The following is a 24,477-nucleotide window of genomic DNA, read 5'->3' on the forward strand; positions in this document are numbered from 1 at the left end:
ACATTCATTGGAGACCTGAATGAGCTTTCCGTATTTTCTGCGGCGCGCGGCGGCCTTCTGGGGTGACGTGCCCGCCGTGATCCATCGCGACCGCCCGCTCACTTACCGGCAACTCGAGGCGCGTTCGAACCAGCTTGCACACGCGCTTATCGCCCTTGGTCTGCGACGCGGCGACCGCGTGGCGGTGCAGTCGCGCAACTGCACGGAACTGGTCGAGATCGAAAGCGCGCTGTACAAGACGGGTCTCGTGAAAGCGGCGCTCAATCCGCGCTTTACGACGGCCGAAGCGTCGGACGTGGTGGAAAACTGCACGCCGCGCGTGCTGATCGCGGGCCGCGGTTATACGGGCTATACGCGCGCCACACTGGGCTTTGCGAGCGTCGAGACGTTCATCGCCATCGGCGGCGCCGAAGGCTATGTCGATTACGAAGCGCTGTTGGGCCGGGCCGCCTCGCACGCGCCCGATTTCGCCAGTCACGCGAACGATCTCGCCGTGCTGCATTTCTCGTCGGGCTCGACCGGCAAGATCAAGGCCGCGATGCAAAGCTACGGCAACCGCATGGCGTCGCTGCGCAAGCTGCTGATCGGCATGGACACGCAGCCGCGCCCCGGTGACCGGCTCGCGCTCGTCGGGCCGATCACGCACGCGTCGGGCATGCTCATGCAGCCGTTTCTCTATTGCGGCGCCACGCTCGTGCTGTTCGACGCATTCGAGACCGCGCAATTTCTCGCCGATCTCGAACGGCTACGCGTCACGCACGTCTTCATGGTGCCGGCGATGATCAACATGCTGCTCAACGAGCCCGCGCTCGCGCACACCGACCTGAGCGCGCTGAAGTCGCTCTCGTATGGCGCCGCGCCGATGGCTCCCGCGCGCATTCAGGAAGCGTGGGCGCGCTTCGGGCCGATTCTCTCGCAAGGCTATGGCGCGAGCGAATCGACCTCGGGCGTCACGCGTCTCACGATTGCGGACCACGCGTATGCGATTGCGCAGCGGCCGGAACGTCTCGCCTCGTGCGGGCGGCCGATGGGCGAGACCGAAGTGTGCGTGCTAGGCGAAGACGGGCGGCCGCTGGCGGCGGGCGAAGTCGGCGAGATTGCGGTGCGCGGCGAGGACGTTTTCAAGGGTTACTGGGGCGCGCCCGACCTCACGGCCGAAGTGCTCGTGAACGGCTGGCTGATGACGGGCGATCTCGCGCGCACCGATGAAGACGGTTACCTGTATCTGGTCGACCGCAAGAAAGACATGATCGTTTCGGGCGGCTTCAACGTTTATCCGACCGAGGTCGAGGCCGTGCTCTATCAGCATCCCGACGTGCTCGAAGCCTGTGTGTTCAGCGTGCCCGACGAGCGCTGGGGCGAGGGCGTGAAAGCGGCGGTGGTGCTCAAGCCGCAGTGTACGGCGAATCAGGACGCGCTGGTCGCGCATTGCCGCAGCCTGCTCGCCGACTACAAGCTGCCGCGCTCGATCAGTTTCGTCGCGGAACTGCCGCGCAACGCGAGCGGCAAGATCGCGCGCAAGATCGTGCGTGAACAGTACTGGCAAGGCGCGGAGCGGCGCATCAACTGAGGATTTCCCATGATGTTCGAACAGGTAGGCGACGCGGTATTCGACGCCACGCGCGAGGGCATTCGCCATTTCGTGGCCGATGAACTCACGCCGACGGAGCGCGAACTCGGTCTCGATTCGGAGAGCGTCTGGCCGAAGGACGTGTTGCGGCGCGTGTGGCGGCGTTCCGCCGAACTCGGCTATTACTCGGCGTGCCTGCCGGTGCAACTGGGCGGCAAGGGCTTTTCGATTCTGCAGCAGTGCGCGCTGAAAGCCGATCTCGCGGCGAGCGGCTGCTCGCTCGCGATGCACGTGCTCGGCGATCTGGGCGGGCCGCCGCGTGTGGGCAACATGCTCAAGTACGCGACGCCGGACCAGTTGCAGCGTTACTTCATGCCGGTGATACGTGGCGAGAAGTCGACCTGCTTCGCGTTGACCGAGCCGCATTCGGGCTCGGACGCGCAGAGCATCGCGACGAGCGCCGTGGCGGACGGCGACGATCTGATCGTGAACGGCCATAAGCACTACATCAGCGGGGCGCCGTTCGCGGACTTCGCGATCGTGATGTGCGTGACCGACGCCACGGCCACGCCGCCCGCCATCAGTGCGGTACTCGTCGATCTCGATCTGCCGGGCGTGACGGTCGAACAGGCGTACGTGCCGATGTCGGGCCAGCATATCGACGCGGACATCCGCTTCGAGAACGTGCGCGTGCCGCGCACCAACCTGTTCGGCGGCGCGGGTAACGGCTTCAAGCTCGGCATGTCGCGCATCAACGTGAACCGTCTGCTACATTGCCCGACCATGCTCGGGCTCGCGACCTCGGTGTACGAAGCGTCGCTCGATTACGCGCGCAGCCGGCGGCAGTTCGGTGGCCCGATTGCGAGGTTTCAGGCGATCCAGCACATGCTGGCCGACATGGCGGCCGCGCTGTGGGCCTGCGAAAGCATGATTGCGCAGACGGCCATGCTCGCGGATGCCGGCGGCGACCTGCGCATGAAGGCGGCCGCGTGCAAGGTGTTCGTTTCCGAACGCTGCTTCGAGATTGCCGACAAGGCAGTGCAGATTCACGGCAACGTGGGCGTGACGCGTCATCACCCGGTGGAGCAGGCGTTCCGCAAGCTGAGGATGTTCCGCATTTTCACAGGGACGAGCGAGATTCAGCGCAACACGATTGCGCGCGCGATTCTCGATACCGGCGGCGCGCAGGGCTCGTAAGCGGTAAAGAGCAGGCTGGATGAACCCGTGGGGTTCGCGCTGCCGCCTGGCGGCGAGCAAGAGAAAAAGACTGGAGACAAGGATGTCCGCATACGGCAGAGACAACCACAACTATCGGCCCGCACGCGCGTGGTCGATCGCCATCATGCTCGCGTTGCTGATGACGGTGAACTTCCTCGACAAGGTGGTGCTCGGCATGATCTCCGTGCCGATGATGCGCGACCTCGGCCTCACGCCCACGCAGTTCGGGCTGATCGGCGGCAGCCTCAACTGGCTCTTCGCGATTGCCGCCGTGGTGGGCGGCGTGCTGGCGGACCGCGTTGCCACGCGCGCCATCCTGCTGCTGATGGCGCTTTCGTGGTCGCTGCTGCAATTGCCGATGCTCTTCGCGGGTTCGATGACGGTCGCGCTCGTCACGCGCGTGCTGCTCGGTGCCGGTGAAGGTCCGGCGTCGCCCGTTTCGCTGCACGCGCTTTACAAGTGGTTTCCGGACCAGAAGCGTGGGCTGCCCGCTGCCGTGCTCTATCAGGGCAGCGCGCTGGGCCTGTTCGTTGCCGGCCTCGCGATACCGGTCATCACCGCGCGCTGGGGCTGGCGTGCCAACTTCGCCGTGCTGGCCGCGCTCGGCTTCGTGTGGTGCGTGTGCTGGTTTTTCTTCGGCGCCGAGGGTCCGCTCGAACGGCCGCGCGCCCTGCGTGACGAGCGGCGCGTGCCCTGGCGCACGCTGCTGGCTGACCGTACCGTGGCCGGCAATTTCTGCGGGCATTTCGCAGCCAACTGGGTGCTCGCCACCAGCCTCACGTGGATGCCACACTATCTCCAGGCCGGACTGGGCTTCAGCGCGGCGAATTCGGGGCGGCTTTTCGCGCTGTTCGTCGCGATCACTACGCCGATGGGCCTTGGGCTCGCGTGGTTCTCGCAGCATCTGCTGGGCGCGGGGGTGCCGTCGCGCAAGTCGCGCGGCGTCTTTATCGCCATTGCGCTGGTGGTGGCCGGTGTTCTGCGCTTCGCGGTGTATCTGCCCGCGCTCGGGCCGCTCGTGAAGGTACTGATGCTCACGCTGAGCAGCGGGCTCACGCTCGCGATGTATTCGGTCGGCCCCGCCATGCTCAGCGAAGTCGCACCGGATGGTCAGCGCGGCGCGGTCCTCGCGTTGAGCAACGCGATTGGCTCGCTGGCCGGACTCGCCGCGCCCGTGCTCACGGGCGTGCTGATCCAGCACGCGCACGGCGTGACGGCCACGGCGCAAGGTTTCGAGCAATCGTGCGTGCTGTGCGGCTTCGTGCTGATCGGCTGCGGCGTGCTGTGCGCGCGCTGGCTCGACCCGCAGCGCTCGCGTGCCGCCATGCAAACCGTGCGCGAAGCCGAAGCCGTGTTGTCCTGAGCGCGGCGGCGCTTTCGCCGTTATTCCCCTGCGCAGGGCCGCTGGTCCTGCGCGTCTCTCATTTCATCACGTCATGCAAAACACTCCGACTTCATCGGCGCTTGCCGATCTGCCCGTGCAGCGCGCGACCGAGGCGACCCGGCAAGCTCATCGCAACGCGTTGCAGGCTCTGCCCGCGAACGACGATCTCGACATGGAAGAAGCGCAACGCGGCTTTATCGGCACGCTTGCCGACGCCGAGATTCGCGATGCCTATGGCCGGCTCGTCTGGAGCATGGCCGACTATGCGTTTCTCGACGAAGCAGCCGCGCCGCCCACGGCGCATCCCGCGCTATGGCGTCAGGCGCGGCTCAATCGCCTGCATGGGCTGTTCGAGGTCACGCCGCGCATTTATCAGGTGCGTGGCTTCGATCTCGCGAACATGACGCTGATCGAAGGCGATACGGGGCTCATCATCATCGATCCGCTCACGTGCCGCGAAACGGCGCAGGCGGCACTCGAACTCTTCTACGCGCACCGGCCGCGCCGGCCTGTTCGCGCCGTGATCTACAGCCATAGCCATACCGATCACTTTGGCGGCGTGAAAGGCGTGGTCGACGAGGCACGCGTGCGCGCGGGCGAGGTCGCCGTGATCGCACCGGCGGGTTTCATGGAAGAGGCCGTCGCGGAAAACGTGATGGCGGGCACGGCCATGGAGCGGCGCTCGCAATTCCAGTTCGGCCAGACGCTCGCGCGCAATGCCTGCTGCCAGATCGACGCGGGGCTCGGCAAGACGATGCCGAACGGCACCGTTACACTCATCGAGCCGACCCAGCTGATTCATCAGGAAAGCGAAACACATGCGATCGACGGCATCGAGATCGTGTTCCAGCTCACGCCCGATAGCGAGGCGCCTGCCGAAATGCACTTCTTCTTTCCGCAATTGCGGGCGCTGAACGTGGCGGAGAACGGCACGCGCACGCTGCACAACCTGTGTCCGCTGCGCGGCGCGCAGGTGCGCAACGCGAGGGCCTGGTCGAGCTATCTGCATCAGGCGCTCGAACGCTACGCGGGCGGCGCGGACGTCGTGTTCGCGCAGCATCACTGGCCCACGTGGGGCACCGCGCGCCTCACGCGCTTTCTCGAACAGCAGCGCGATCTCTACAAGTATCTGCACGACCAGACGCTGCGCATGATGAATCGCGGCGGAACCGCCGCCGAAATCGCCGAACGGATGACGCTGCCCGATACGCTTGCCGCGCAATGGCATACGCGCGGCTATTACGGCACGGTGTCGCACAATGTGAAGGCGATCTATCAGCGCTACCTGAGCTGGTACGACGGCAATCCGGCGCATCTGCACGCCTTGCCGGACGAGCTTTCCGCGCCGCGCTACGTGGAGTACATGGGGGGTGCCGAGGCGATGCTCGAACGCGCGCGCCGCGATTTCGAGCGCGGCGAGTATCGCTGGGTCGCCGAGGTGATGAACCGCCTCGTGTTCGCGCAGCCGACGCTGCGCGAGGCGCGCGAACTGGGCGCGGCGGCGCTCGAACAGATGGGCTTTCAGGCGGAATCCGCGACGTGGCGAAATGCCTACCTGCTTGGCGCGCGCGAGTTGCGCGAAGGCGCGGGAGCGGGGGCTGGGCAGATCATGCGCAGCCAGGACCTCGTGCGTGTGCTGAGCGATGGCGCATTTTTCGACTACCTGGCCGTGATGGTCGACGGCCTCAAGGCGCAGACGCTCGACATTCGCATGACGTGGCGTTTCACCGACCGCGATGCGTGCTATGCGCTGTATCTGAAGCATGGCGCGCTGACCTGGTCGGCTACGCCGCATCGCGAAGGCCACGACCTGGATATCGCCATGACGCGTGCCACGCTCGACCGCATTCTGCTCGGCCAGACGCAGTTCGGTGCCGCTCTGGCGGAAGGCGAGATCGTGCTCGAAGGCACCAAGGCGCTGTTCGGCGCGTTCCTCAAGACGCTGGAAAAGCCCGACGGACGTTTTAACGTCGTCGAGCCGTGATGTCGTGCAGGCGCATCCGGCGCGCAGCCGGATGCGACCGTCAGAGCGAGGCGCCCGATACGCGAATGCGGTTATCGACGTCGATGACGCCTTCAACCTTGCGCGCGGCCTCGACCGCGAACGTAATCTGCTCGTTGTAGTTCACGGCGCCGGAGAGCGTGACGTGTCCGTCGCGTACTGTCACGATGATGCGCGCGGAGTTCAGGCCGCGCGTGCGCGCCAGCGCGTTTTCCACGCGGTGCGCGAGCTTGCGGTTCGCGGCCCTGGCGGCTTTGGCGTCGCTTGCGGCGGCCTTCGTGCCGGTCGCGGACGAGGGCGCGGCCTCAGCGGCAGCCGGTTGGGCGCTCGCGCAGTCGCTGAGCACGGCGAGCATCACCGCGACGGCGATGCATGGGATGCGAGTGGATATCTTCATGTTGTGACGTGTGAGTGCAGAGTAAGGAAAGGCGCGGCAAAACTACCTAGAACCGTGTCATGAGGCCGAGCGTGACGCCGGTCGTCGAGCTTGCGCCGCTGCGCATGCCGAGCCCCGCGATGTTCAGGGCATCGGTTCGATAGGCGCCGGAGAAGCCGTTGTAGTCGGCTTCGGCGTAAAGCTCGGTGCGCTTCGAGAGGTAGTACTCGGCGATGGCAAAGGTCGTGACCTTGTGCCCGCTGCCGTCCTGGGCGTTGGCGAGATGACGGGCGCTGTCGTAGTACGCGGCCGCCGTGAATTGCAGCTCGGGGGTGGCCACGACCATCACGCCGATGCTCGGAATATGATCGCGCCGGGTGGGCTGGCCTTCGGTGGCGGCGCTTACGCTGAAATCGGCGTAGCTCATGTAGAGGCGCGCAGGACCGAGTTGCAGCGAGCCGCCGGTGTGGAAGGTCTGAGCCCATTGCGTCGCGGTCGCGCTCCAGGTTTTCTGATAGCCGAAGCCTCCGAGTGCCGGCCCCCATTGGTACATGGCGGTTCCGGAGACATTGGTGCCCGAGCGCAGATTGCCGGCGACGCCGCCCGGCGAATAGCTGCCGCCAAAGTGGAAGCCGCCCGCGTGGCCGATATAGCTGATCGTGTTGTTAAAGCGCGTGTCGTCGGTGAAGTAGTTGAAGAAGTAGAGCGCGTTGGGCTGGATGGCGAGCGACTGTGCCTGACCGCCGGTGGGATCGACGAGCGTGGCGAAGTACTCGCTCGCGCTGACCTGGCGGCCGAAGGTCAGCCGCCCGAAGTCGTTTGAAAGACCGACGAACGCTGCCTGCGAGAAGAGCACGCCGGCGTTCTTCAAGGCGCCGGTTCCGCTGTTGAAGGCGTTTTCGAGCTTGAAGATCGCAGAGAGGCCATTACCGAGGTCTTCCTTGCCGTAAAGGCCGAAACGATTCACGGCGAGGATGTTGTTGTTGAACATGACTGCGCTACCGCCCTTCTGATTATTGACCCAGCGCACGCCTGCGCCGATGTCGCCATACAGCGTGACGCTGGATTGCGCATGGGACAGACAGGGTGACAGACCGGCAATCAGCGCGGATAAAACGATCTTTTTCATGTGTCTCCTTCGTTCGTTGTTATTCGATAAGGCATGCGAAGTGATGGGCGATGACAGATTCGTCCCGACAGATTCGTCGCTGCCTTCGGATAGTGTGGAGCAGGAGAACGCCCTCGGCCATCAAGCGTCGGGAATAGAACCATTCCTTGTGGAAATGTCCGTGTTAACGCGAGGCCGGGGTAGCCGGGCCTCTGTTTCCGGCAGAGCGTGTGGTCGCGTTGGGTATCGGCAAGGGCCGCGATGCGGACGGCGACGAGATATCGGCGGGTTGTGGCCGGCACCACAGGCGATTGCTGTAATCCCTCCGTAAGTGGGATTTATTCCAATTGCCTTTCTGAATATTTTAAGAAACCATTCAGCGGCAGGCCCCACCTCGATTCCGATCTCCTGAACGACAACGCCGAACCTCGACAATGAAAATCAACACGATCCGGCCTTACGCTTCCGTGCTGTTCGCCGCTGCCTTGATGAGCGCCTGCAACGGCGATTCCGATAACCTGAAGTCCCAGCCATCGACCTCTCCGTCTCCGACGTCGCCGCCTACCGCCGACACAAGCTGCCTCGCGGTCGACAACAACGGCTCGACCGTCGTGGTCGGCTCGAACCAGCCCGGCGATCCGTCGCTTCCCGAAGCCGCGTCCGGATACCGGACAGGACTCAAACCGAGCTACGCAAAAACCTATATGGTCGTGACCTCGAACGCTTACGCCAGCGCGGCCGGTTGCGCCGTGCTGAAACGGGGCGGCACGGCAGCCGATGCGGCCGTCGCCGTGCAGGCGGTGCTCGGCCTCACGGTACCCGAGGCGACGGGCCTCGGTTCCGGCGGCGTGCTGCTGTACTACGACGGCCGCAACAAGACACTGCAGGCCTACGACGGCCGCGAAACGGCGCCCGCTGCCGCGACGGAAAACTATCTGCAATATGTCGACGACACGAGCGATCACTCGACGCCGCAACCCAACGCGCGCGCGAGCGGTCGCTCGATCGGCACAATCGGCGTGCCGCGCCTGATCGAAGCGCTGCAACGCGATCATGGCAAGCTGCCGTGGAAAGGCCTGTTCGACGACGCGATTTCGCTTGCCACGAACGGTTTTCCGATCGGCGGGCGCCTTGCCGCGGCAATCGCGTCGAATGCATCGAGCCTGAAGCGCGATGCCGAAGCGACCGCGTATTTCATGAATGCGGACGGCTCGCCGAAGGCGCTCGGCACGATCCTGAAGAACCCGGCGTATGCGGATGCACTGACGCAGATGTCGCAATCAGGCGCAAACGCGCTCTATACCGGTCCGATCGCGCAGGATATCGTCGCGAAGATCGCGGTCGCGAAGGGCGCCGACGGTTCGACGCTGACGCCCGGCAAGACGACGCTCTCCGACCTCGCCGGATATCAGGCGAAAGTCCGCGAACCTGTCTGCACGACGTATCGCGCCTACTGGGTCTGCGGGATGCCGCCGCCGTCGTCGGGAGGGATCGCGGTTGCGTCGGCGCTCGGGATTCTCGAGAACTTCGATCTGAAATCGATGCCGCCGACCGCGCTCGATCTCGAAGGCGGCAAGCCGACCGTTGCCGCCGTGCATCTGATCACGGAAGCCGAGCGGCTCGCGTATGCCGACCGCGACAAGTACGTTGCCGATACCGATTTCGTCCCGCTACCGGGCGGCACCTGGGATACGCTGCTCAACAAGCCCTATCTGAAGAGCCGCTCGGCATTGATCAGCATGTCGAAGAGTATGGGCACCGCACAGCCGGGCGATCTCGGCGCGGTGCCGGTCGGTGTCGCGGCCAATCAGATCGAGCACGGCACGAACCAGTTCACGATCGTCGACGGCGACGGCAGCGTGCTTACCGCGACGACGACGGTCGAGTCGAGCATGGGTTCGTTCCACATGACGCACGGCTTCCTGCTGAACAACCAGTTGACCGACTTCTCCGCGGCCCCGACGGACAGTGCCGGCAATCTGATCGCGAACCGCGTGCAGCCGGGCAAGCGTCCGCGCAGTTCGATGGCGCCGACGCTGGTGTTCAAGATCGCGCCGGACGGCTCCAGGGGCGACTTCGTGATGGCGACCGGTTCGCCGGGCGGCGGCACGATTCCGCAATACGTGGTGAAGACGCTCGTCGGTACGCTCGACTGGGGGCTCGACGCGCAGCAGTCGTCCGGCCTGATGGACTTCGGCGCGAGCAACAGTCCGACTACGACGATCGGCGGCGAACACCCGGATCTCGATCTGTCGGATAACGGCGTGCACGATCCGCTGATCGCAGGCTTGACCGCGCTCGGACATAAGGTATCGACGGCTGCGCAGGCGAGCGGCATCAACACGGTGATGCGTGTCACGCTCGGGCAGTCCGCCGTGCTGCAAGGCGGCACTGATCCGCGCCGCGAAGGCGTTGCGCTTGGCGATACGTTCAAGCCTTGATGATGGGGGCCGCGCGGCGGCTGGTAGTGCGCCGCGCGGTCAGGATGTGAGGACAGTGTTGCCATAACCTGATGATTGCCGCATAGGTAAGCATTGCTACGATCAGTTCAATCGTTACCCACGCCACGAAAATAAGATCTTCTGGGTCCCGGATGCCGAGCCAATCCGAAGCACGCCACCAGACGTCTAGCTGGCTTTCCGTCATTGGATAGGGAGACGGGCGGACATAGCGAACCGAAAGAACGAATAGACAGAAAAACAATGCGATCTTGAACATCCTACGGGCAAGTGTTGCCATGTGTCATTACCTCGATCGCTCTATACGCATGAAACCCAAAATTGCGGACGGCATAGTGACGGTGTGCAGAAGTGCGCGCCAGACACGTAGAAAATCGGTATGGCGGGCAGAGTGATGCAGCCAAGTAAAACATCTTGACCGTCAGCCGGATGCAACCGGAACTGCCCGCGCTTGACACCATTGATCCATGTCACATCATCGATTACTCCGTCATTCCGATACAGGGCGAAACATGCGCTGTGATTACTGCTTCGCCCGATAGTGCCGCCATAGCCTCATGAGCGCGAGATACACGAGCGCAGCTACAAGCAGATCAATGGTGACCCACACCACGAAATACAAATCTTCGGGATCACGGATATCAAGCCAGCGCGACACACCCCACCATATCGCCGACTGGCTTTCCGGCATCGGCCAAGGGTACGTGTGAACATAGGGCACGGCGAGACAGAACAAGCTGACAAACAGCGCGACCTTGAACACCCTACGGACAAGTGTTGCCATATGTCACTACCTCGATCGTTCCATATGCGTGAAGCCCCGAATTACGGACGGGGACAGTAGTGGTGCCCAGAAGTGCTTGCCGGATAAACATAAAATCAGTATGGCGTGGCAGAGTGATGCAGCCAAGTGAAACACCTTGACCGCCTGCCGGGTGCAACCGGAACTGCCCGCGTTTGACACCATTGACCCAGGTTACGTCATCAATGATGCCATCATCTCGATACAGCGCGAACCATTCATTGTGATTCGATGGCGTGCCGAATGCGGAATTGAAGGTGTCTTTAGCCCACGTGTAAGTCTGGGAGCGCATGCCACCCGTAGGGCGATCAACGATCCAGTATTTGCCCGCTGGTATGGGTCCGTCGTTAGGTACCGCCGTACATCCGCCGCGATTTTTATATTGATGGTCGCCCGAATACGCTTTAAATGTGCCGAGGCCGACAATAGTGAGCGGTGATAGAGGCTCGTTATTGACCACAAACTTCCCTGTATAAGCCATCTTTCACGCACCCTTATCCGCGTTCATTGCACGAGTTTGTGTATTTGATATTGCAATCAAAGTAATACCACGTGATTCGATCATAACAAGTAAGACATCCTAATATTGAGAGAGGCGTTTCAGTCAAGGCGCGCGTGGCCTGGGCGACGCCTTCGCTACACTGCCTCAATAACGGAGAATCGGGAAGTGACCCAAGGCAAAGAAAAATGCGAATTGACGAGAATTAACGCCATCGCAAAAAACCGCCGGGGAGATGGCGGTCGTTGCAGTGCGCCTGGTTCCAGGTACTGTCTTGCGTGTCAGGTTGCTTGCCCAGCCGTTGAGCCGTTTATGGCTTCACGCATCTCAGGTCGCAAAACCAGAAAGTGACTGCGTATTTGGACACCGAGTCGATCTGTTCGCTACCCAATCCAAAACAACATGACGGTTTACGCACATTGCATAAGCCGTCTCTGCAGATTCCTGTCTTCCAGAAAACGCGAAAAAAACGAACTAACGTTACCATGGCACACACAAACCCGAATTCGACAACGTCCCTGCCATGAGCCAAACCATCCATTTCGCCTGCACGATGTGCGGAAAGTGTTGCCACGACCTGCGATTACCACTGAGTATCGATGAAGCGATCGTCTGGCTTCGCGATGGTGGCGAGGTCGAGTTCTTCTGCGAGGCGATTCCGTGGCCGGAGGAGCCACCCGAAGATAATCTGCTCGCCCGTCATAAGCGGCAGCGATCGTTTGCCACAGCCAGTGGCGAGCTTCCGGTCCGGATTGTCGTCAACCTGGTGGCTTCGTTCGAAGGGGCGTGTCCGTTTCTGCAGACGGACATGCGATGCGGTGCGTACACGAAGCGTCCACGCGTCTGCCGGATCTATCCCGCCGAAGTCAATCCATTCATCGAGCTCGATCCCGGCAGCAAGGCCTGTCCGCCCGAGGCATGGAGTCAGGACAACCGTGTCCTCGCGCGTCACGGCGTCATTGTCGATGCGGAAATCGCGGAGCTTGCGGCACAGTCAAGAAGAGTCGACGCGCAGGACGTGGACGCGAAAGCGAGAGCATGCGCCGCTCTCGGCATCTCGACGGCGGCGTTGGCGAATGAAGGTTTCGCCATCCATTCACCCGATCGCGACTCGATGCTCCGTGCACTGTCCGCTGCGCGCGAATCGACCGGCAGCGAATCTGTCGACCCGATGCAATGGTCGTTCGTGAGCAACCGCTCTTCGACGCGTCAGGTTCTCGATGAAATTGGCGCGAAGATCACGCCATCGGAAGACAGCGCCACGAGCGGATTCCGCTATTTCGCGTTTCATGCGGCTGACTGATGGTGATGCGGGACTTTCTGCGTGATGACGCGGCACCATCGGCGGTCGTTCTTATTTATTCCACACTTTAAAAAAACAGGGCACCAGGTTGCGCGTGTGGTCGCAATTTTGTGTGCAGCCTAGTCTTCAGTGCGCGTGAGGGTTGGACGGAATTCATTGGCGATCGTATTGATCAGTTCCGCCTTATCGGTTATCCCATTGGGCATCGTGAAAGAGCTCGGTGCAAATTCGATGCTCCTGGCATTCAAGCTTGCGATTGCCTGTGTGTGCGGGGTTCGAATGCAACCCCCTGTGTTCGATGTCGCCAAATCCGGCATGCGGCTTTAGAAGATTTCCGTTATCTGCTACGTACAAATCCAATAGCGGGCGAGGCCGTCCTCAATATCCAGCCAAAGCCAAAGCGCGCTCGCGCCCCATCACGATCCCGCCCCAATTGCCTGAAATCAGACCCCAACCGGCCTGTCTATCCGCCTGCACCTCTGCCTGGACATTCGCCTGAACACCCCGCCAGGACAGTCGGCGGCTTCCCTTAGGTGGAATTCCCTAGAGGTGTTTTTCTCAAGATGGAATAGAGTTCAATCAAAGAACGTCATAGCATCTTTGTTCATGGGCTGACACGGCACCGCAACACCGCAACGTTTCAGGCATGAATCCCAACTGTCGCGCTGCTCTGGTTAGGGATCGGCTAAACCTGCATCGCACTCTATCCATCAGAGAGGAGACGGCATGTCACTCAAGGTATCGTCGCGCCAGGTCGATGGCGTAAGCAGCACCAGCGAAGACCCATCCGCCCGCGCCGGCAATTCGACTGCCGGGCCGTCGCGAGGGATGCGCAAGCTGAAGCGCATCTGCTGGAATTTGCTGCCGCCGCTGACGTTTGTCGCCATCGTCGCGTTCTGGGCCGCAGTGGTGCGGCTCTTCGATATTCCGTCCTATGTTTTGCCCGGGCCGGGTCTGGTGTTCTCGCGTCTGATCGAGGAAGTGCCTCAGCTGTGGGACAACTCCCTCGTCACGGTTGCCGAAATCGTGTGGGGTTTTGGACTGACGATTCTGACCGCCATTCCGCTCGGGCTGGTCATCGCCTTGTCTCCGATCGCGAAGCAGGTGGTTTATCCGCCGCTGATGTTCCTGCAACTCGTGCCGAAAATCGCCGTTGCTCCGTTGTTCCTCGTATGGCTCGGTTTCGGTATCGAATCGAAGATTCTGCTGACCGTGCTGATGACTTTCTTCCCGTTGCTGCTGGCGAGCATGAGCGGTTTTCAGATTCTCGATAACCGTCTGCTGTATCTGACGAAGTCGATGGGCGCCAGCTCGTGGCAAACCTTCCGCTATCTGCGTCTTCCCGCCGCGCTGCCGGTCATCTTCTCCGGCATCAAGACCTCGGCGACCATCGCCGCCACGGCCGCCATCGTCGCCGAGTTCGTCGGCGCGAACAAGGGCCTCGGTTACGTGCTGCTGCGCGGTACCAGCACGATGGATATCGGTTTGACGTTCGCGGTCATCGCCGTGCTGACAGTGATCGGTATTGCCATCAACTACATCGTCGAGTTTGCGGAGTGGGCCATGACGCCGTGGCAACGCAGCAAGCAATAAAGCGCAGAAGCCGGCACACAAGCAGGCGCACAAGCCAGTACGACTCAACAACCGGACACGGTCCGAGTTCGATCCAAAAATAAGGAGACACAACGATGAACCGATTTATTCGCAATCTGGTCGCCGCCGGAGCCGTAACCTCGGCCCTGGTCATGGGTAGCACCGGCACCGCAGCCGCAGCTACGCCCGTTACTTTTCAGTTGAACTGGGTGGCGGGCGGTCCGAACGCCGGCTTCGCGGTCGCGCTGACGGAAGGCTATTACAAGGACGCCGGCCTCGACGTCACGCTGGTGGAGGGCAACGGCTCGGCCACCACGGCTCAACTGGTCGCCGCCAATCGGGCGCAGATCGCCTATGCCGACGCGGTCGCCGTCAGCCAGCTCATTGCCAAGGGGGCGCCGATGAAAGTGGTCGCCACGCTCTATCAGTCCAATCCGAATGAAGTGTCAGCACTGAAAAAGTCGGGCATCAAATCGATCAAGGATCTGGTCGGCAAACGGGTCGGCGTGCCGTCCGGCTCGTCGCAGACGACGATGCTCCCGTTGTTCCTGAAAGCCAACGGACTCAAGGAATCCGATGTCAATCTCGTCAACATGCCGCTTACGTCGCTGGTGCCGACTCTGCTGCAGGGCCAGGTCGACGCCATTCTGGGCTCGGTCGACTCATACCAGATTCAACTGGAAGCGCAGGGTGCGCAATTGAACAACTTCCGCTTTGCCGACTACGGCGTTCCGACCGTGAGCACGTCGATATTCGCCAATAACACGTATCTGAAAGAAAACCCGGACGTCGTCAAGAAGTTCATTGCGGCCAGCCTGAAGGGCTGGAGCACCGCGCTCAACGATCCGGCGAAGGCAGTCAAGTCGTTGAAGAAGGTATTTCCCAACATGAGCGAGAAGACGGCAACCGCCGAGATGGCCGCCGTCGCTCCGCTGTTCTGCAGCGGCGGCGCGAAGTACGTGGGCAAGGCGGAAGACGCGCTGTGGGTGAAGACACAGGATCAGTTGTCTCAGGTGGGGCTGTTGCCGCAGGGACGCGACCCGAAGAGCTATTACACGAACGACTACCTGCCGCCGGATTCGGCGCTGCGTCCCTGCAAATAAACCAGAGGCTACTATGACTGAACAACGGAACATTGGACTGCGTTACACCGATCTCTACGTCGGCATGAATTTCCGCAGCCCCGGACGAACGATCACGGATGCGGACCTCGTGGGATTCGCGGGTCTCACCGGCGACTTCTCCGAGCTTCACACCAGCGACGTGTACGCGAAGAACAGCCAGTTCGGCCGCCGTGTCGCTCACGGCATGCTCGGACTCGCCTATGCGCACGGTTTGATGTGGGCGCGCACGGGCGAGCTGCGCGAAACGGCGATTGCCTTCCTCGGCATTAGCGAATGGAAGTTCCTCAATCCCATCTTCGTCGGCGACACCATCTTCGTGAACTATCAGATCTGCGAACTTCGCGAGAGCAAGTCGCGGCCCACGCAAGCGATCGCGACCTTCGACGTCGAGATCGTGGATCAGGACGGCCGCGTGGTCCAGAAGGGCAAAAAGGCCTTGCTGGTGTCCAGGGTCCCCCTCTCCGCCGTTGCGGCCAGTACGGCGTCGCCCTCGGCCAGTCAGGAGCAAACGTGATGAACAGGCAAGTCGCGGACAGGCAGGAGGCGGATGCCCAATCGGGCGTGCCTATTAGCATTCGGCAAGTAGCGAAAACATTTGGCGAAGAAAGCGACAAGCCGTTTCATGCGTTGAAAGAAGTCAACATCGACGTCAACCCGGGAGAGTTCATCTCGATCGTGGGGCCGTCGGGTTGCGGAAAAAGTACCTTGATGTTGATGGTCGCGGGGCTGCTCAAGCAAAGCCGGGGAGAGATTCTGGTCAATGGGAAAGCCGTGACCAAACCGATCACCGACGTCGGCATTGCGTTTCAGGATCACCTGCTGCTCGAATTCCGCACCGCCCTCGAGAACGTGATGTTGCAGGCCGATATACGCGGACTGCCGAAGAAAAAAATCGAGGCGCGCGCGAAGGAGCTTTTCGAGCAGTTGCGCCTGACGCATGCGATGCAGAAGTATCCGCGCCAGTTGTCGGGCGGCATGCGTCAGCGTGTCTCGCTGGTCAGAACCCTGGTTCACGACCCGTCCGTGATCTTCATGGATGAACCGTTCGGCGCACTCGATGCATTGACGAGACTCCAGGTGCGGATGGATCTGGAAGCGCTGTGGCTGCGCCGCCGGCCTACCGTTCTTTTCATCACGCATAGCGTGGAAGAGGCGGTCGGCCTGTCGGACCGCATCTTCGTCATGAGTCCGAGCCCGGGCGAAGTGGTGGACGAGATCGTGGTGGATCTGCCGCGTCCGCGACCGATCGTGCTTGGCGATGCGCCGGAATTCGCCGCCTACGTGGACCGCATCTATGGGCACTTCGAACGCATGGGCGTGCTGCACGGCATTGGGGTTCCGAAGGCCGGCACGCACGCTTCCTGAACCTGTGCGCTGCAATGGGCAACATGAGCCGGACAACATGAGCGAAGCAAGATGAACACTGCAACGGAAAACGCGAGTCGCCTGGTCACCCTCGACGTGGATGGAGCGATCGCCGCGCTCGGGATTCACCACGGACCGCTCAACCTGGTCACCCACGAACTGTTGCGTGCGCTGAACCACGCGTTATCGGAAATCGCGGTTCGTGACGACGTTCACTGCCTGATCGTGCACGGCGGTCAGGCACGCGCTTTTTGCGCGGGCAGCGACATCAAGGAATTCGCGCATCTTCGCGAGAACGCCAGCGAATTCAAAATCCTTTTCGAGGACATGGTGCTGCGGCGGCTGGCACGCCTGCCCATGCCGACCATCGCGGCGCTCGACGGCGCGGCGCTCGGCGGCGGGCTCGAGCTTGCTCTCGCCTGCGATCTGCGCGTGGCGCGGCATGGGATCGCCATGGGGCTGACCGAGTCGCGACTGGGCGGCCTGGCCGGCAGCGGGTCGGTGAGGCTGACACGCCTGATCGGTCCGGCGCGCGCGAAAGAAATGCTGTTCACCGGCGAGACCATCGACTGCGACCAGGCGCAGGCCTGGGGCGTCGTGAACCGCGTTGCGCGCGACGGTTCGGCGCTGGACCTCGCCTACGACATGGCGCGGACTATCGTCGCCCGAGGCCCGGTATCGAACCGGCTCGGCAAGGAACTGGCCGATGCCGCGCAGGATTTGCCGCTGGATGCGGGCCTGTCGATGTCGACCGTAGCCCAGCAGAAGATATTCGACAGCAACGATTTGCATGAGGGCGTCGCGGCATTTTTTGCGAAGCGTTCGCCGTCCTTTATTGGGCACTGAAGCGGCCACTGAAACAATCACTGAACCAGGTTGACATCATGAGCGAACTGAAGCATGCAGCCTTGCCCCTTGGGGACGTTCAAACCACGAGCGGCGCAATGCTCGGCGACGGCGCTGTTTTTATCTGGAACGACGTCGACCCGTCGGGACTCGACCCGTTCTATGCGTGGCATGACCGGGAGCATATTCCGGAGCGTCTCTCCATTCCGGGATTTCGTCGCGGACGGCGCTACATTTGCCCCGGCCATTCGCCCGAATGGCTGACCTTGTACGAAGCGGCGGACCTCGATGTGGTCGTCTCGCCGACCTATCTGGAGCGGCTCAACAATCCGACGCCGGCCACGGTCGATACGCTGCGCTATTTCCGCAACACGTCGCGAGCCGTGTGCCGGATCGTGCATTCGCTCGGTTCGAGCAGCGGCGGCTATGCCCTTGCGCTGCGCGTGGACGTCGCCGCGGCCCAAGCGGATGCAATGAAAGAGTACTTCTGCGCGGACGTGTTTCCGCGCATCGCCACGCTGACCGGCGTGGTCGCCTGTCATCTGTATATGGCCGACCAGCCGGGCAGCTACCTGAACACGGCCGAGTCCGACACGCGTGAATTCGACGTGCCGGCGTGGGTCGTGCTGATCGAGACGACCACGCCGCAGGCCGCTGCAAGCGCCCGCGATCTCGTCGACGTACGCAAGCTCGCAGACCTGGGCGCAACGGTGCGCCCGGATGGCGCGGTTTATTCGCTGGAGATTTGCCGACTACCTTCGCCGGCGGCGGAACGCTGAACCCGTCGGCCGTATTCGACAGGGCTTCGCAGGCTCCCGTTCGCAGGGGGCCGTGCGCGAGGCAATGTTAATATCGGCCGTTCCGATGGCCCCGTCGTTGGAGGCGTCGGCTTCATCGACATCAGTCAGCACGCCGCGCGTCATTCATCTTTTTGACCGGTACTCATATGTCTCACATACCCGCAGAGCGCTGCCTGGACATCATTGAACTGCTCGCCGATGGTGCCGTTGCGATGCCGCTCGGCGAAATCGCAGCGCGGTTGCAGTTGGCCAAAAGCGGCGCGCATCGATTGCTCGCGACGCTGGTCGACCTGGGATGGGCCGAGCAGGATGCGGAGACCGGCTTCTATCGGCTGACAATGCGCCTCGCGATCCTCGGGCAGCAGTTTTTCGTCGCGACAGGTATCCCCGATATTTGCCAGCCGCTGGTGGATCGCCTCGCCGGCCAGTCGCGCGAGTTCGTCCGGCTGGCCGTGGTCGACGGCGCTTCGTTGACCTGGGTCGCGCACGCGCAAGGCGCAACGGGCGGGCTTCTCTATCAGCCGACCCTCGGCAGCAACACGGTGCCATTGCATGCGACGGCCACCGGCAAGGTGTGGCTCGCCACATTGCCTCTCGAGCAGGCCGTGGAAAACGTGCTGCGTGTCGGCTTCGGGGAAGCCGAAAAATATGGCCCGAACGTCATCCGCTCGCTGGATGCCTTGTTGAAGGAACTGGAGGCCACCAAGCGCCGCGGTTATGGCCTCGCGGTCAACGAAGGGGAGCCCGGGGTCAGCGCGATCGCGGCGGCGATTCGTCCCGCTGGCGGTGGCGCGGCGCTCGGCGTCGTCAGCATCGCAGGGCCGAGTGCGCGCATGACGGAGGACCGGGTCGGCGAAATGGCGCCGCTGGTGCTGCAAACCGCTACCGAACTCGCTTCCTTCTGGCCGTTGCGGATTCGTTCCAGTCAGGTCGCCTCGACCAGCCGAATGGTTGCCGCATAGGCTCTCGAACCTGCCGTCAAACGAAGCATTAAGCGACGCATTAAACGAAGCATCGAACAGATCGGCAGTCATCGCGCGGCGCTCTGTTTGCGCATGAGCACGGTGCCCATGCCGCTCGCCGCGATCACGCACATGCCGATGGCCGTCCACAGGTCCGGTGTCTGACCGAATATCAGCCAGCTAAAAACCGCCGCGAATGCCAGCTGCCCGTAAGCGAAGGGCGTCAGCAGCGAGAGCGGCGCGCGCTTGAGCGCCTGCAACATGAGCAGATGACCCGCCGTCGCCACGCTCGACATGAGCGCGACCAGCAGCCAGCTCTTCGGCTGCACGCGAGCCAGCGCCGGGAGCATGTCATGCCGGCCCAGCCACAGGAACACGCCGAGTACCACGGTCGCGCCGAGCGCGGTCAGGAAGTTCGTCGTGTTGAGATCGTCGATGCGCGACAGATGGCTCGATACGACCTGATAGCAGGCGAAGCTCGTGGCCGCGCCGATCGGGAACAGGACGGTCCACGTGAACTGGCTGCTCCCCGGCCGCACGACCAGCAACATGCCGATGAAGCCGAGCACGACCATCGCCCATTTGCGCAGCGGCACGTCGTCTTTCAGGACGAGCGCCGCCAGCAGCGTGGAGATCAGCGGTGCGAGCATGGCGAGCGAGGTGGTGACGGGCAGCGGCAGATGCCTCAGGCCCGCGAATGTGCAGGCGGTATTGCTGAGCAGCAGCAACGAGCGCGCCATCTGCAGGGGCAGGCTTCCGGTGCGGAAGAGTCCCGAGAGATCGCGCCGCACCTGCCAGATGCCTAACGCGATCACCTGAAACAGATAGCGCACGCAGAGCAGCGCCAGAAGGGGAACCGTGGAGCCGATGACTTTCACGGTCGTATCGCTGGCCGCGAATACTGCCGTCGTGACAATCATGAGAACGATGCCGGCACCGGTGCTGTCGGTGTTGATCCGGATTCCTGCCTTGCTCTCCAAGGTTGCCATTGGGTTCCCCCGGTGTGCTGTCGTGTGGCGATACCTGTCGGATCGGCCGGGACTTATGTCGGCCAGACGCTCATCAGCTTTCCATATCGATTTGCGCGAGATCGATACCCTTCGTTTCGCGTGCGAAACGCAGCAGGATCATCCCCAGAATCGCGGCGCCGATCGTGAACGCGATGATGCCGTTAGCCATGGACAGGGACAGGCGATGCATGGTCGAGAGAACGATGAACGGTGCGAGACCGCCGCCGATCACGCCGAAGTTGTAGAGAAAGCCCACCCCCGAGGCACGGACGTCGCGCGGCAGGTTTTCCGTCAGGATCGTGCCCCAGATGCCCGACGAGCCGATGAGGAAGAATCCGCTGAGGAAGGCGCACGCCAGCGCAAGCAGCGTGTTGGAGGCGGTCATGACCACGCCGGCCACGCATAGCGAGCCGAGGCCGATCATCAGCGCAATCGCGAGGCGCCGGCCGACTCGTTCGGCGATGAAGCCCGATGCCACGAAGCCGAAGATCTGACCGACGGCGGAGGCCATGGCCACCGAACTGACGAAGCCGGCGGGGAAATCCAGCGAACGCAGATACGTGGGCAGCAGCGCCTGGAACGGCCACGACCCGAAGCACAGCACGAACATCAGCAGCGCGAGATAGGCGACGCGGCCCGGATAGCGTTTGAAGAGCTGGGCAACAGGATTCTTCTGGCCCTGCGTGCTGGACTTGGTCCGGCCTTCCTTCCACGCCGCGGATTCGGGGACGAAAAAGATGATGAAGAGCGCGAGCAGCAGCGCCGGCGGCAAGCCGACGAAGAACATGCCGCGCCAGCCGAAGGCCGGGTAGATGAACTCGTAGGCGAGCGCGGCGCCGATCGCGCCCACACCCCAGCCCGTATCGAGAATGCCGATGCCGATTGCCCGGTAGCGCTCCGGCCACGATTCCGCGACCATCGCCGCGCCCAGCGAGAAGCCGGGTGCCATGCCGAAGCCGAGCAGCAGCCGGAACACCACCAGCGAGATGAAGTTCCACGAGAGGCCGGTGGCGATGGCCCCGGCCGTGAACCATGTCAGCGTGATGAGAAGCGGGATTTTGCGTCCGATCCGGTCGCTCAGGCCGCCGAAGAGCAGGCCGCCGATCCAGCGCACGCCGTACGTTGCCAGAAGCAGCAGCGAGGCGGTGTCGAGAGAGACGCCAAAGGTGCGCGCGATGTCGCGCAGCACGAAGGTGATGGCGAGAAAGTCCAGCGCATCGTTGACCCAGACGCCCCATGCGGCAATCAGCACACGCCACTGGGACGCCGTGATTTCACGGTACCAGCGCTTGGAGGTCTTTCGGGGCAAGGTAACTTCAGATTGCATGTTGTCTCCACCCAACCGGATTCTATGATCGAGTCGGTAATGTAACCGGTCTCATTAAAGGAGGCAACGACGATTCCACGAATCCAGGGAATATACCTAAAGCATTGGAATTCATGGGGTATATGCGTGACAATAAGGCGCACCGATACTCTGAATCCGATTTATGAGACCGTTTACAGAAATGGAAAAATCCAGTGAAGACCGGTTGCCCGGCGAATCGACTGACGCACTCGCGAAACTCGGCATGCCACGCGTGGTGGCGGGGATGTGGCGTGTTTGCGATTGGCGCATGTCCGCCGGCGAACTCGTCGATTTCATGCACCGCTGCATCGAGCGTGGCGTCACGGCTTTCGATCATGCGGACATCTACGGCCGCGGGGCGGTCGAGTCCCTTTTTGGGGAGGCCTTGGCGCTGGACCCGTCGCTGCGCGGCCGGATGCAGATCGTCAGCAAGGCGGGAATCCGGCTGGGCGCGTCATCGGCCGCATCGCCGGCCGGCGAAGGCCCGCTCAAGTACTACGATTCCAGCCCCGCCTATCTGCGCGAAGCCGTCGAACAATCGTTGCGGCGGCTCGGGACCGACCATCTGGACCTGTTCCTGATCCATCGGCCCGATTCGTTGATGAACATGGATGACATCGCGCTCGCCGCCCAGTCGCTCGTCGAGCAGGGGAAGATTCGCGCATTCGGCGTGTCGAATTTTTCGGTGCGGCAATTCGAGCTGCTGCACGCGAGGACGGCGCTCGCCACCAACCAGATCGAATTCTCCCCGTTCGCCACCGGTGCGCTGGATAGCGATATGCTCGCCGTCCTCGCGCAGGCGAAGGTGTCGCCGATGATCTGGTCGCCGCTCGGCGGTGGACGCCTGTTCTCTGCGACGGACGAGGCGGCCCGGCGCGTGCGCGGCGTCATGGCCGGCTTGCAGCAGAAATATGGCGCCGCGAGCTGGCTGGCGATCGCCTACGCGTGGATTTTCCGCGTGCCCGGCGCGCCGTACGTGATCGTCGGCAGCCGCCGGCTCGACTCGGTGCAGGCCGCCGTCGACGGGCTGCGGATCGCACTGGACCGGCAGGACTGGTACGCGATTCTCGAAGCCGCCCGCGGCCGGCCCGTTCCCTGAAGCCTTACTTCGGGCTTCGGCTGCGCGGCGGCGGCCCCGACGAGGTGCGGATGATGATCTCCGCCTCGCATTCGATGCTCTGCGCGCGTTCGCCGCCCGACAGCTCCGCGAGGATCATCTGCGCGGCGCTGCGGCCGATCTGCGCGCTGGGCACGCTCACGGTGGTGATCGGAATGGGGAGCTCGGACATGACCTCGAAGTCGTCGAAGCCCGCGAGGCTCAGTTGCTTCGGTATCTCGTAGCCGGCCTGCATTGCTTCGAGCATTGCGCCGATCGCGAACGAGCCGTTTCCGCAGATGACGGCGGTCGGCGGCTGCGGCGTGCTCATCACGCGCGAGAACAGTTCGCGGCCGACGCGCACGCCCCAGAATCCTTCGACCATATGCGCCGCCGAAATGCCGAGGCCGTGTTCCGCGAGCGCATCGCGCACGCCTTCCCGGCGCGCGAGCGCACGATCGTTCGAATCCGCAGTTTGGGACAGCATCGCGAAGCGCCGATGGCCGAGGCCGAGCAGATACGTGGTGAATTCGAAAAACGCCCGGTGATTGTCCACGCCGACGCACAGGTGCTCGCTGTTCCTGTGAAAGGTAAACGTATTGACGAACGGGACCTTGCGCTGCGCAAGCAGCGAGTAGAGATCGGGGTGATGCGATTCGCCGACCAGCACGACCGCATCGACGCCGCGCTCGAGCATGTTGCGAACCTGATTGAGTTCGCGCTTGACATCGTACTGGGAGCAGCCGAGCAGCAGCGTATAGCCCGCGGATTCCAGCGCTTCCTGCAACTCCTGGATCGCGGTGGCGAAGTGCTCGTTGGAGACGGTCGGGAACACCGCGCCGATCGTCGCCGTGCGCTGGGTGGCGAGCGCGCGCGCGGCGGCGTGGGGCACCCACCCCAGGTGATTGATCGCGGCGGTGATGCGGGCCCGGAGTTCGTCCGAGACGAGCTCCGGCGCGTTCATCATCCGCGAGACGGTAGCCGAGGACACGCCGGCGAATTTCGCTACGTCACGCAGGGTGACGCTCGTCACGCGGGTCTTGCGGGCGGTGGCCGTATCTTCCATTGTCGTTTTCGTCTTCACCATGCGTGGCCGGTTCCCGGTCCGTTTGCGCTGTCTGTCCGAATTATAGCGGTGCGGCAGCGCGCCCCCGGGCTAGCTCTTGTTGGACAGCTTGCTGGCCCACTTCATCAGGTGGCGGCCCGCCGCGACGACCTCGCCGTGCTGGTTGACGACTTCCATGTCCGCGGTGCTGCGGCGCTTCACTTCGTCGATTTCCGCGACCCGGTAGATGACGGTCACGGTGTCGCCGAGCAGCACCGGCTTGATGAAGCGGATGCGGTCGTAGCCGGCCGACACGGGGAATTCGTCGAGATCGGTGCGGTGGATGATGTGCGCGATGCTGATCGTGGACGCGGTCGACATATAGCCCACCAGCAGGGCGCCGTGCGCGATGCGCCGGCCGATGGCGGATTTCTCCTGCATGTACTGCTCGTTGATGTGGGTATCGCTGAAATCGCCCGTCAGGCCCGCGAACAATGTGACGTCGGTCTCGCCGACGGTCTTCGCGAAACGGTATTCGTCGCCAATTTCTACACCTTTGATTGCCAT

The 24,477-nt window shown here is 62.7% G+C and carries 24 protein-coding genes; 14 read left to right on the forward strand and 10 right to left on the reverse strand.

Annotated features, from left to right (window positions below; all coding sequences use genetic code 11):
• Positions 1–19: 19 nt before the first annotated feature.
• From GXB81_RS01645 to GXB81_RS01660, 4 genes are all read left to right on the forward strand, one after another.
• Positions 20–1,570: an AMP-binding protein gene (locus GXB81_RS01645; RefSeq protein ID WP_205988120.1), complete on the forward strand. Its 1,551-nt coding sequence runs from the start codon at positions 20–22 to the stop codon at positions 1,568–1,570.
• A 12-nt stretch (positions 1,571–1,582) separates the two neighbouring features.
• Positions 1,583–2,767 carry an acyl-CoA dehydrogenase family protein gene (locus GXB81_RS01650; RefSeq protein WP_205988162.1) on the forward strand — a complete coding sequence of 395 codons (1,185 nt, stop codon included), beginning with the start codon at positions 1,583–1,585 and terminating at the stop codon, positions 2,765–2,767.
• A gap of 82 nt (positions 2,768–2,849) precedes the next feature.
• Positions 2,850–4,151 carry an MFS transporter gene (locus tag GXB81_RS01655; protein WP_205988121.1) on the forward strand — a complete coding sequence of 434 codons (1,302 nt, stop codon included), beginning with the start codon at positions 2,850–2,852 and terminating at the stop codon, positions 4,149–4,151.
• Positions 4,152–4,224: 73 nt separating this feature from the next.
• Positions 4,225–6,156, forward strand: coding sequence for an alkyl sulfatase dimerization domain-containing protein (locus GXB81_RS01660; RefSeq protein WP_241016180.1), 1,932 nt, complete (start codon positions 4,225–4,227; stop codon positions 6,154–6,156).
• A gap of 40 nt (positions 6,157–6,196) precedes the next feature.
• Here the strand turns inward: GXB81_RS01660 and GXB81_RS01665 are convergent, their stop codons facing one another.
• Positions 6,197–6,571, reverse strand: coding sequence for a BON domain-containing protein (locus tag GXB81_RS01665; protein ID WP_240158677.1), 375 nt, complete (start codon positions 6,569–6,571; stop codon positions 6,197–6,199).
• A gap of 46 nt (positions 6,572–6,617) precedes the next feature.
• A complete protein-coding gene (locus GXB81_RS01670; protein WP_205988123.1) occupies positions 6,618–7,679 on the reverse strand; it encodes a porin in 1,062 nt (353 codons plus the stop codon).
• Between the two features lie 413 nt (positions 7,680–8,092).
• Here GXB81_RS01670 and GXB81_RS01675 point away from each other — a divergent pair, with 413 nt between their 5' ends.
• On the forward strand, positions 8,093–10,099 hold the full coding sequence (locus GXB81_RS01675) for a gamma-glutamyltransferase family protein (RefSeq protein WP_167037235.1): 2,007 nt from the start codon (positions 8,093–8,095) through the stop codon (positions 10,097–10,099).
• On the opposite strand, the gene GXB81_RS01680 is transcribed toward GXB81_RS01675, so the two are convergent.
• Genes GXB81_RS01680 through GXB81_RS01695 form a run of 4 tightly spaced genes read right to left on the reverse strand, consistent with a single transcriptional unit; the run spans position 10,089 to position 11,400 of the window.
• Positions 10,089–10,397 (reverse strand): hypothetical protein, encoded by a 309-nt coding sequence (locus tag GXB81_RS01680; RefSeq protein WP_241016181.1) that lies wholly within the window; start codon positions 10,395–10,397, stop codon positions 10,089–10,091. The genes GXB81_RS01675 and GXB81_RS01680 overlap by 11 nt on opposite strands.
• A gap of 20 nt (positions 10,398–10,417) precedes the next feature.
• The gene (locus GXB81_RS31850; protein WP_345889816.1) at positions 10,418–10,591 is read right to left on the reverse strand and encodes a hypothetical protein; all 174 of its coding nucleotides are present in this window, start codon (positions 10,589–10,591) and stop codon (positions 10,418–10,420) included.
• A 49-nt stretch (positions 10,592–10,640) separates the two neighbouring features.
• Entirely contained in the window at positions 10,641–10,901 is a 261-nt protein-coding gene (locus GXB81_RS01690; RefSeq protein WP_167281289.1) for a hypothetical protein, read from the reverse strand.
• On the reverse strand, positions 10,882–11,400 hold the full coding sequence (locus GXB81_RS01695) for a DUF2778 domain-containing protein (RefSeq protein WP_167037223.1): 519 nt from the start codon (positions 11,398–11,400) through the stop codon (positions 10,882–10,884). Before GXB81_RS01695 ends, GXB81_RS01690 begins: the two co-directional genes overlap by 20 nt.
• 541 nt (positions 11,401–11,941) lie before the next feature.
• Here GXB81_RS01695 and GXB81_RS01700 point away from each other — a divergent pair.
• The 8 genes from GXB81_RS01700 (at position 11,942) to GXB81_RS01735 (ending at position 19,411) form a co-directional block, all read left to right on the forward strand.
• Positions 11,942–12,721, forward strand: a complete 780-nt coding sequence (locus tag GXB81_RS01700; protein WP_205988124.1) for a YkgJ family cysteine cluster protein — start codon at positions 11,942–11,944, stop codon at positions 12,719–12,721.
• 726 nt (positions 12,722–13,447) lie between these two features.
• Positions 13,448–14,314 (forward strand): ABC transporter permease, encoded by an 867-nt coding sequence (locus GXB81_RS01705; protein WP_205988125.1) that lies wholly within the window; start codon positions 13,448–13,450, stop codon positions 14,312–14,314.
• 95 nt (positions 14,315–14,409) lie between these two features.
• Positions 14,410–15,417, forward strand: a complete 1,008-nt coding sequence (locus GXB81_RS01710) for an ABC transporter substrate-binding protein (RefSeq protein ID WP_167037214.1) — start codon at positions 14,410–14,412, stop codon at positions 15,415–15,417.
• A 13-nt stretch (positions 15,418–15,430) separates the two neighbouring features.
• Positions 15,431–15,952, forward strand: coding sequence for a MaoC/PaaZ C-terminal domain-containing protein (locus tag GXB81_RS01715; RefSeq protein ID WP_240158674.1), 522 nt, complete (start codon positions 15,431–15,433; stop codon positions 15,950–15,952).
• Entirely contained in the window at positions 15,952–16,803 is an 852-nt protein-coding gene (locus GXB81_RS01720) for an ABC transporter ATP-binding protein (protein ID WP_205192501.1), read from the forward strand. The genes GXB81_RS01715 and GXB81_RS01720 overlap by 1 nt, the downstream gene beginning before the upstream one ends.
• Before the next feature lie 51 nt (positions 16,804–16,854).
• Positions 16,855–17,649, forward strand: coding sequence for an enoyl-CoA hydratase-related protein (locus tag GXB81_RS01725; protein ID WP_205988126.1), 795 nt, complete (start codon positions 16,855–16,857; stop codon positions 17,647–17,649).
• A 38-nt stretch (positions 17,650–17,687) separates the two neighbouring features.
• Complete coding sequence (locus GXB81_RS01730) at positions 17,688–18,428, forward strand: hypothetical protein (protein ID WP_205988127.1); 741 nt, start codon at positions 17,688–17,690, stop codon at positions 18,426–18,428.
• 167 nt (positions 18,429–18,595) lie between these two features.
• Positions 18,596–19,411, forward strand: a complete 816-nt coding sequence (locus GXB81_RS01735; protein WP_167037205.1) for an IclR family transcriptional regulator — start codon at positions 18,596–18,598, stop codon at positions 19,409–19,411.
• A 68-nt stretch (positions 19,412–19,479) separates the two neighbouring features.
• Here GXB81_RS01735 and GXB81_RS01740 read toward each other — a convergent pair whose 3' ends face one another.
• Together GXB81_RS01740 and GXB81_RS01745 are read right to left on the reverse strand one after the other, a co-directional pair.
• Positions 19,480–20,400: a DMT family transporter gene (locus GXB81_RS01740; RefSeq protein WP_167037202.1), complete on the reverse strand. Its 921-nt coding sequence runs from the start codon at positions 20,398–20,400 to the stop codon at positions 19,480–19,482.
• Between the two features lie 73 nt (positions 20,401–20,473).
• Positions 20,474–21,748 carry an MFS transporter gene (locus GXB81_RS01745; protein WP_205988128.1) on the reverse strand — a complete coding sequence of 425 codons (1,275 nt, stop codon included), beginning with the start codon at positions 21,746–21,748 and terminating at the stop codon, positions 20,474–20,476.
• A gap of 244 nt (positions 21,749–21,992) precedes the next feature.
• Here GXB81_RS01745 and GXB81_RS01750 point away from each other — a divergent pair, with 244 nt between their 5' ends.
• Complete coding sequence (locus GXB81_RS01750; protein WP_241016195.1) at positions 21,993–22,868, forward strand: aldo/keto reductase; 876 nt, start codon at positions 21,993–21,995, stop codon at positions 22,866–22,868.
• A 4-nt stretch (positions 22,869–22,872) separates the two neighbouring features.
• Here GXB81_RS01750 and GXB81_RS01755 read toward each other — a convergent pair whose 3' ends face one another.
• Together GXB81_RS01755 and GXB81_RS01760 are read right to left on the reverse strand one after the other, a co-directional pair.
• The gene (locus tag GXB81_RS01755; protein WP_167037192.1) at positions 22,873–23,952 is read right to left on the reverse strand and encodes a LacI family DNA-binding transcriptional regulator; all 1,080 of its coding nucleotides are present in this window, start codon (positions 23,950–23,952) and stop codon (positions 22,873–22,875) included.
• Between the two features lie 69 nt (positions 23,953–24,021).
• Positions 24,022–24,477 (reverse strand): MaoC/PaaZ C-terminal domain-containing protein, encoded by a 456-nt coding sequence (locus GXB81_RS01760; RefSeq protein ID WP_167037189.1) that lies wholly within the window; start codon positions 24,475–24,477, stop codon positions 24,022–24,024.

This window comes from Paraburkholderia sp. Ac-20336 (assembly GCF_017105025.1).
GTDB lineage: Bacteria > Pseudomonadota > Gammaproteobacteria > Burkholderiales > Burkholderiaceae > Paraburkholderia.

Bases quoted from the DNA above. Each gene is read 5' to 3' on its own strand.
- GXB81_RS01730 (WP_205988127.1), top strand. From the start codon at position 17,688: ATGAGCGAACTGAAGCATGCAGCCTTGCCCCTTGGGGACGTTCAAACC.
- GXB81_RS01705 (WP_205988125.1), top strand. From the start codon at position 13,448: ATGTCACTCAAGGTATCGTCGCGCCAGGTCGATGGCGTAAGCAGCACC.
- GXB81_RS01720 (WP_205192501.1), top strand. From the start codon at position 15,952: ATGAACAGGCAAGTCGCGGACAGGCAGGAGGCGGATGCCCAATCGGGC.
- GXB81_RS01690 (WP_167281289.1), bottom strand. From the start codon at position 10,901: ATGGCAACACTTGTCCGTAGGGTGTTCAAGGTCGCGCTGTTTGTCAGC.
- GXB81_RS01665 (WP_240158677.1), bottom strand. From the start codon at position 6,571: ATGAAGATATCCACTCGCATCCCATGCATCGCCGTCGCGGTGATGCTC.
- GXB81_RS01745 (WP_205988128.1), bottom strand. From the start codon at position 21,748: ATGCAATCTGAAGTTACCTTGCCCCGAAAGACCTCCAAGCGCTGGTAC.
- GXB81_RS01715 (WP_240158674.1), top strand. From the start codon at position 15,431: ATGACTGAACAACGGAACATTGGACTGCGTTACACCGATCTCTACGTC.
- GXB81_RS01710 (WP_167037214.1), top strand. From the start codon at position 14,410: ATGAACCGATTTATTCGCAATCTGGTCGCCGCCGGAGCCGTAACCTCG.
- GXB81_RS01735 (WP_167037205.1), top strand. From the start codon at position 18,596: ATGTCTCACATACCCGCAGAGCGCTGCCTGGACATCATTGAACTGCTC.
- GXB81_RS01655 (WP_205988121.1), top strand. From the start codon at position 2,850: ATGTCCGCATACGGCAGAGACAACCACAACTATCGGCCCGCACGCGCG.
- GXB81_RS01760 (WP_167037189.1), bottom strand. From the start codon at position 24,477: ATGGCAATCAAAGGTGTAGAAATTGGCGACGAATACCGTTTCGCGAAG.
- GXB81_RS01660 (WP_241016180.1), top strand. From the start codon at position 4,225: ATGCAAAACACTCCGACTTCATCGGCGCTTGCCGATCTGCCCGTGCAG.
- GXB81_RS01650 (WP_205988162.1), top strand. From the start codon at position 1,583: ATGTTCGAACAGGTAGGCGACGCGGTATTCGACGCCACGCGCGAGGGC.
- GXB81_RS01725 (WP_205988126.1), top strand. From the start codon at position 16,855: ATGAACACTGCAACGGAAAACGCGAGTCGCCTGGTCACCCTCGACGTG.
- GXB81_RS01675 (WP_167037235.1), top strand. From the start codon at position 8,093: ATGAAAATCAACACGATCCGGCCTTACGCTTCCGTGCTGTTCGCCGCT.
- GXB81_RS01670 (WP_205988123.1), bottom strand. From the start codon at position 7,679: ATGAAAAAGATCGTTTTATCCGCGCTGATTGCCGGTCTGTCACCCTGT.
- GXB81_RS01695 (WP_167037223.1), bottom strand. From the start codon at position 11,400: ATGGCTTATACAGGGAAGTTTGTGGTCAATAACGAGCCTCTATCACCG.
- GXB81_RS01755 (WP_167037192.1), bottom strand. From the start codon at position 23,952: ATGGTGAAGACGAAAACGACAATGGAAGATACGGCCACCGCCCGCAAG.
- GXB81_RS01680 (WP_241016181.1), bottom strand. From the start codon at position 10,397: ATGGCAACACTTGCCCGTAGGATGTTCAAGATCGCATTGTTTTTCTGT.
- GXB81_RS01700 (WP_205988124.1), top strand. From the start codon at position 11,942: ATGAGCCAAACCATCCATTTCGCCTGCACGATGTGCGGAAAGTGTTGC.
- GXB81_RS01740 (WP_167037202.1), bottom strand. From the start codon at position 20,400: ATGGCAACCTTGGAGAGCAAGGCAGGAATCCGGATCAACACCGACAGC.
- GXB81_RS01750 (WP_241016195.1), top strand. From the start codon at position 21,993: ATGCCACGCGTGGTGGCGGGGATGTGGCGTGTTTGCGATTGGCGCATG.
- GXB81_RS01645 (WP_205988120.1), top strand. From the start codon at position 20: ATGAGCTTTCCGTATTTTCTGCGGCGCGCGGCGGCCTTCTGGGGTGAC.